Annotated in this window: 6 protein-coding genes; 2 read left to right on the top strand and 4 right to left on the bottom strand. The window is 64.1% G+C overall.

From position 1 onward, the window contains the following. The coding region (locus EN939_RS14890; RefSeq protein ID WP_164750999.1) for a thioredoxin family protein at positions 1-492 on the bottom strand (492 nt) is incomplete at its 3' end. A 283-nt stretch (positions 493-775) separates the two neighbouring features. Continuing rightward, positions 776-1,720, bottom strand: a complete 945-nt coding sequence (locus tag EN939_RS14885) for a heme/hemin ABC transporter substrate-binding protein (protein WP_127268612.1) — start codon at positions 1,718-1,720, stop codon at positions 776-778. A gap of 186 nt (positions 1,721-1,906) precedes the next feature. Here EN939_RS14885 and EN939_RS14880 point away from each other — a divergent pair, with 186 nt between their 5' ends. Together EN939_RS14880 and EN939_RS14875 are read left to right on the top strand one after the other, a co-directional pair. Next, positions 1,907-4,033, top strand: a complete 2,127-nt coding sequence (locus EN939_RS14880; RefSeq protein ID WP_127268611.1) for a TonB-dependent hemoglobin/transferrin/lactoferrin family receptor — start codon at positions 1,907-1,909, stop codon at positions 4,031-4,033. Positions 4,034-4,035: 2 nt separating this feature from the next. Then, a complete protein-coding gene (locus EN939_RS14875; RefSeq protein WP_127268610.1) occupies positions 4,036-5,121 on the top strand; it encodes a siderophore-interacting protein in 1,086 nt (361 codons plus the stop codon). On the opposite strand, the gene EN939_RS14870 is transcribed toward EN939_RS14875, so the two are convergent. Together EN939_RS14870 and EN939_RS14865 are read right to left on the bottom strand one after the other, a co-directional pair. Then, entirely contained in the window at positions 5,082-5,540 is a 459-nt protein-coding gene (locus tag EN939_RS14870; RefSeq protein WP_127268609.1) for an aconitase X swivel domain-containing protein, read from the bottom strand. The two genes, EN939_RS14875 and EN939_RS14870, sit on opposite strands and share 40 nt — an antisense overlap. Next, on the bottom strand, positions 5,537-6,787 hold the full coding sequence (locus EN939_RS14865; RefSeq protein ID WP_127268608.1) for an aconitase X: 1,251 nt from the start codon (positions 6,785-6,787) through the stop codon (positions 5,537-5,539). Before EN939_RS14865 ends, EN939_RS14870 begins: the two co-directional genes overlap by 4 nt. Positions 6,788-6,998 lie beyond the last annotated feature (211 nt).

Below are 6,998 nucleotides of genomic sequence, written 5' to 3'. Positions count from 1 at the left end.
CTCCAGCACCGTCTCGACCGCTGCGCGCAGATCGGCACCGGTCACCGGCTTGCCATTGCCCGGCCGCGCATCGTCGAACTGGCCGTGATAGGCGAGCCGCCGGTCGGCATCGAACAGGAAGAAGTCGGGTGTGCAGGCGGCGCCGTAGGCTTTCGCCGTCTGCTGCGACGCATCCTTGAGATAGGGGAAGGAATAGCCGAATTTTTCGGCCTCTTCGCCGATGCGGGCCAGCGTCTCCTCCGGATGCGCCTCATGGTCATTGGCGTTGATCGCCACCACTTGCAGCCCCTTGCCGGCATAATCCCTGGCGAAAACGGCAAACTGCTCACGGATCAGCACGACGAACGGGCAGCGGTTGGAAATAAAGGCGACGAGCAAGGCCGGCTTGGCGTCGAAATCGACGAGGCGGTGCAGCACGCCTTGCGCGTCGGGCAGCAGGAAATCGGCCGCCCTGGTGCCGAGGTCGATCGGATTGGACTCTGTCTTCGGCATTGATGCGCGCTCCCTTTGTGCAGCCGGTTTTCACAGGCCAAGGTGCGAGCGCCTCGAACGTTCGCAGTTAGTCTATGAATTTAGTATAATTATAGGCTGGAGAGCACATTCACGGTCAACCGCGCGGCTTAGAATATCGTGTCAATGTTTCAGGCCGAGCCGCCAAGTTTGTTCGGGCGGAAGCCGATCCGGAGAAATCCGGACGGACAGGATTTATCAAGCGCAACGGGTTCGACGACGAATTGGTACTGCCCAGCCGAAACGCCTTGCGATTTTCGCGACGTCATTCCCCTTCCGGATAGAGCGCCTTCGCCAGGTCGCGGATCGCATCTGATGTGCGCGGGCCGAAGCCGATCATGTAGGCGCCGTCAAGCACGACCAGCGCCTTGTTGGCCGCCGCCGGCGTTGCCGCCAGCGCGCGGTTGCCGAACACCTGCTCGGGCGTCGGGCCACCCTTGCCGTCGCTCATCATCAGGATGACATCAGGCGCCATCTCGATCAGCTTTTCCTCTGATGCCGCCTTGTAGCCCTGCACGACATCCATCGGGTTGCGGCCGCCGGCGTAGCGGATGATGGCGTCGGCCGAGGTGCCGGCACCGGCTGCGCTCAGCTTCACAAGGCCATGGAAGAACACCACCTTCTTGCGCCGCTCCGGCGGAATATTTGCTGCCAGGTCGGCTGCCGTCTGAAAGGCGGTGAGCACCTCGGTGGAAACCACCTTGCCCTTGTCCTCGAGCCCAAGGCTGGCGGCGATCAGTGTGATCTTGCGCTCGATGCCTTGCGGGGTGTTGTCCTGCGGGACGAAGACGATCGGGATCGCCAGCGACTTCAGCACCTCGACCGCCTCCGGCGGCCCGCTGTCCTCGGCCGCCAGGATCAGATCGGGACGCAAGCTGGCCAGCCCCTCGACCGAAAGCTGGCGGCGGTAGCCGACATTGGGCTTCCCGGTTACGGATGGCGGATATTTGCTGCCGCGATCGACGGCGATGATCCGCTCGCCGGCGCCGAGCGCGTGCACGATCTCGGTGACGTCGGAGCCGAGCGTCACGATTCGGGTCGCCGCGCCCGGCACGACGCTTCGCCCCAGCGCATCGACAACCGTCTCGGCGGCCAGCGCCTTGAAGCCGCAGGAAGGCGCCAGCACCGACAGCGCCAGAAGCAGCACCGCCGCGATCCTGCCCGGTTGCAACCAGCCGATCCTCTTGCCATCGCCCACACTTCCGACCATGCCGCTGCTCCCGTGCCAAATGCTTCTCGATGACGGTCGGCTATAAATTTAAAGTTGACTTATGTCATCATGTTTTAATATGTGACCCCTGCCCCGACCCGCCTGGTCGAGGGATTCTCGATCATGCCAGCCAAGGCCCTTCAGCCACCGCCAGCAGTTTTGCTTTTGCTTGGGGGCTGCATGACTATGACAACGACAACAAACACGACCTTGATGGCGAGCACCGCGCTCGCCTTCGTGCTCGGCCTCTGCGCCGTGCCTTTTGCCAACGCGCAGGAACAGGACCAGGAGAAAAAGGCCGCCGCCAAGGCCGGCCGCCTGGCGCCGGCCAATCCCGCGCAGAACCAGCCGGCGACCATGCTCGACGTGATCACCATCTCGGCGACGATGATCAAGACGGCGGTGATCGAATCGATGGCCGCCATCAGCGCCATCGATCAGGACGAACTCGACCGCATCCAGCCCGACACCGCCGCCGACATCTTTCGCACCACGCCGGGCGTCGCCGCATCGATGAATGGCGACGACCCGGCGACCGCCATCAACATTCGCGGCCTGGAGCAGTATGGCCGCGTCGTCGTAACGCTCGACGGCGCCCGGCAGGATTACTGGCGCGTCGGCCACGGCTCTGGCTCGTTCTACGTCGAACCCGACCTGATCAAGGAAGCCACGGTCATTCGTGGCCCGGTGTCTAATGCCTATGGTTCAGGCGGCATCGGCGGCGTTGTTTCCTTCGAGACCAAGGACGCCGGCGATTTCCTTAAAAAGGACGAGCGCTGGGCGCTGAGCGAAAAGCTCGGCTATGAGGACAATGGCGACGGCTTCACCACCAGCACTACCGGTGCCTATCGTTTCAGCGACGATGCCGACATCATCGGCAACCTCATCTACCGCAACCGCGACAGCTATACCGACGGCAATGGCGAAACCGTGCCATGGACCGGTGAGCGGGTGACCAGCGGTTATCTGAAGACGACTCTGCGGCCGGCCGATGGCCACGAGCTGAAGCTCGGCGCCATCCTGCAGCGCTACAACGACCAGATCACCGGATCGAGCGGCTCGACCTCGCCGACGCTGAGCCGCTACGACACCAACACCACCAACCAGACCTACACCGCCGCCTATACCTGGAAGCCCGACGACAACGCGCTGATCGACTTCAGCGCCAATGCCTATCACAACCGCACCCGCGCCGAGCAGACGCAGGTCGCGCCCGCCTCAGGGATCGGCAATTTCCGTTTCTATGATGTCGCCACCTCGGGCTTCAACGTGAAGAACTCCTCGCGCTTCGACGCCTGGGGGCTGGCCCACACGCTGACCTACGGACTCGATTACTACTATCTCGAAGCCTCCTCGGAAGCGGCGCATTTCGGCGCTGGCCAACAGCAGGGCTATGGCGGCTTCCTGCAGTGGCAGGGCGATTACGAGGACTGGCTGCAGGCCATAGCTGCGATGCGCTATGACGGCTACCAACTCGATGGCGAGACGCGCATCCCGTCGCCACAGGAAGCCTCGATCTCCGGCGATCGCTGGTCGCCGCGCCTCACCGTCGGCGTCACGCCGTTTGACGGCTTTCAGCTCTATGGCACCTACTCCGAAGGCTACCGGGCGCCTGGCCTGCAGGATGTCTTCCGTGGCGGCGGCGCGCATGGCGGCGGCGACACCTATCGGCCCAATCTCCTGCTGCAGCCCGAAACGGCGAAGAGCTGGGAAGCCGGCATCAATGTCAAATACGATGATTTGCTGACGCCGGGCGACCGGTTGCGCGCCAAGCTCAACGTCTTCCACACCGACGTCGAGGACTATATCGACGTCGACCTCACCGTCCTGCCGCGCACGGCAATCAACATCGGCGACGCCCGCCTGAAGGGCGTCGAGGCCGAGATGGTCTATGACTACAACTGGGGTTTCGTAAACCTCGCCGGTGCGCTGATCAACGCCAAGGTCGTCAGCGGCGTCTATTCCGGCCAGGCGCTGAACAACACGCCGCTCGACCGCTTCTCGGCCACAATCGGCTTTCGCATGCTGGAGGACCAGCTCACGGTCGGCGCGCAATATCTCAGCGTCGGCAAGATCACCCGCACCAGCCGCACCAATCCCAACGCCGTGCCGATTGTCGACGACGCCTTCGATCTGGTCAATGTCTTCGCCAACTGGCGCGTCAACGACAACCTCAAGCTCGATTTCGGCGTCGATAACATCTTCAACACCGCCTACACCGACCCGCAAAGCGCATGGTCGACCTCGGCAGCAACCGAACAGGGCAAGGGCCGCACCTTCAAGGTGGCCCTCACCGGCAGGATCGGAGGCTGACAATGAACGAAGCATCGGTGCGTGAACTGGCCTGCGAGGCGCGGCTCAACCTGAGGCGTCTGCCGGACTACATGGACAGCATTTCAGACAGGCTGCGGAGCTTCGAGGCCGATGCCTCGCATGAGGGAAAGCGCATCGATTTCCGCTTTGCCTTCGGCGGGGCCTCTTTCGACATGGAACGGCTGGTGATGCGGGCCAATGCTGCCGACCGCGACGGGCTCGCCCGTATCAAGGACCTGCTGGCCACAGCCGTACAGGTCTACGCCAAGGAGGAAAACCCCGAGATCGTCTGGACCGGCGATCTCTCAGGCGAAACCAGCCTCGCCCAGTTCCGCGAGATGGTGGTGACGGATATTCGCGACCTCACCCCGCACATGCGCCGCATCCGGCTGGCCGGCGAGGATCTCAGCCGTTTCGCCAAATTCGGCGGCATGCATATCCGCATGCTGTTTCCGACCAGGGAGGTGCCCGATCCGCTGTGGCCGGTGCTCGGCGGCAATGGCTTGCCGGTCTGGCCCGCCGACGACCGGCGTCCGGTGGCGCGCGTCTACACTATCCGGGCGCTGGACGTGGCCAGGGGCATCATCGATGTCGACTTCCTCGTCCATCCCGGCGAGAGCGTTGGCTCCGCCTGGGCCATGCGGGCAGCTCCCGGCACGAAAGTCGGCATCATGGGACCGGTCGGCCGCCCGGTGCGGCAGGCGGAGTGGTACGTCATGGGCGCCGACGAAACCGGCCTGCCGGCGCTGGCGCGGCTGCTGGAGACGCTGCCGGCCGAGACAAAGGGCGTCGCCTTCGTCGAGATCGCCAATGATGGCGAAAGGCAAGCGATCAACAATGCCACGGGCATCGAGTTGCATTGGCTGACAAGGAACGGCGTGCCGGCGGGCGAGGACAGACTGCTGGCCGAGGCTGTCCGCTCGGTGGCGTGGCCGCAAGGCGGCTCGGCCTTCGGCTGGTTCGCCGCGGAAGCGACCGCCGCCAAGGTCGTTCGCGAATATTGGCGCGGCACGCTGGGGCTCGGCCGCGATGAGACGTTGGCGGCTGCCTATTGGCGGCGTGGCTCTGCCGGATTGATGGCGGGGTGAACTCTGATGATCGGCCCGCCGTCTTTGCCGATGCCGATAACAATTTGATCACCGGAGACAAGGTTCGAAATATCGCACACCACCAGCGGCATGCGGATCTCGTAAAGAAATTCGGCAACGATGGCGCCCACCGCCAGGATCGGGTCCGGCCGCTCCAGAAGAATCCCGGCTGGCGCCGTGCCTCTGCGGATCGCCTCGGCCAGCACCGAGGATGAAGACGACGAGCCGCGCCCGCTCGGCATGACCAAAATCCTGCCGGCGACATTCTGGCCGAGACCGGGATGCGAATGGTCTGTTATGTCGCCCGTCTCGGCATCGATGCCGCCCCAGAAGCTCAGCGGTTGCGAATACACCAGCGCCTGGCCCCTGGCTTCGCCGGCCAACTGGAAGATGCCGGTTCGTTCCACCGGTCGCGTCATGAGGCGCTCCGCACGACATGCCCGGCAGCAGCAGAGCGGATGCAATCCTCCATCTCGGCGAAGGCGACGGACACGCCGATATTGCCCGGCGCGTAATGCGCCCATTTGCCGGAATTGGTCATGACCACGCCGTCGAGGCGTTCCAGGATCGATGTGACATAGGTGCAGGTGTCGGCGACCGGAATCAGGCCGAACGCCTCCATGCCATCAAGCGCGCCCTCCTCCTGCAGCCGCGTCAACGTCGCACGCCCAGTGTTGACGTAGATCGGGATGCGCCTTCCGGGTGCTGCCTCGCGCAGCAACGGCAACAGCCGCATCCATTCCGCATGCGAAAAATGCGGAGTGCCGAGCGACACGGCCGCCAGCGGCGCGCCATCGGACACGCCAGACAGCTTGGCCAGCGCATGGTCGATATCGGCGCGGGTGATACGGATCGTCTCGTCAGGCGCATGGCTCTGGAACGCCTCATCGAGGATCCTGGCTTCGGGCGTGATGCCGACCGCATGGAACAGCGCCACAGCACCCGTCGTTGCAGCCGCCGCACCCAGCGCCTTCAGCTGGTCCTCGTCACGCGGCCGCGGCAGACCGGCAATCACCGGAACGCGGTCGCCACTCGCTTGCCCTATGATTAGCCCGACGCCGACGAAAAGGCTGTCACTCAGCTCGCCGTCTGGAACATCCAGTTCGAACAGGATCCGGCCGCGCCGGTTCTCGCTCAGATGCAGGCCCCAGGCCGGCGCGCGGCCGGTCATGGCGCAGCACAGATCGATGAAATCGCCATAGCGGTTGGTGCGCGCGCCGATCACCGAATTGGCAAAGACGATGGCGTTGGACTCACCCCAGGCGATCTGCTGGCCAAAGCTTGGCCGAAAGCGCGTCTGGTAGGGCGCGCAGGTGAAGGTCGCCTGGCAGCCGAGTTCCAGATGCGCCTTCATCAGCCGCCGCGCCGGCACCTCTTCCGCTAGGGGCATCTTGACCATGCCGGGATGGATGAGATCGAACGAACCGACATTCAGCGTCGTCGGCACCTGAACGCGGCCACCGCCTTCGACCAGCCGCTCGACGAAATCGAGACCGGCCTTGCCGTGGTAGAGACAGCCATCGATATGGGCGCCGGCAATGTCGAGCAGGCAGCCCGCCCCGACCGCATTGGAAAACGCGGCCAGGATTTTCATGGCAGCGGCGGCGGACGGACCCTGCTCGCCGTCGAGCATGGATCGGTCCTGTGCGGTCAATTTAAGCGTCATCGCAGCTCCGGGCTCGTTGTCGGAAAGGACGGAGGGACAGCGCCCCCCTCTGCCCTGCCGGGCATCTCCCCCTCAAGGGGGGAGATTAGCTGTCATTGCCGCTTTCGCAAATTTCCAGTGTTGAAGAAAGAGTGGCGGCGTTGAGGCTGCCTATCTCCCCCCTTGAGGGGGAGATGTCCGGCAGGACAGAGGGGGGCGAACCGCTCTACCT

The organism is Mesorhizobium sp. M7A.F.Ca.CA.002.05.1.1 (assembly GCF_003998335.1).
Classification (GTDB): domain Bacteria; phylum Pseudomonadota; class Alphaproteobacteria; order Rhizobiales; family Rhizobiaceae; genus Mesorhizobium.
Note: the sequence above shows the minus strand (reverse complement) of the source record. Positions and strands in the feature narration are given on the sequence as shown.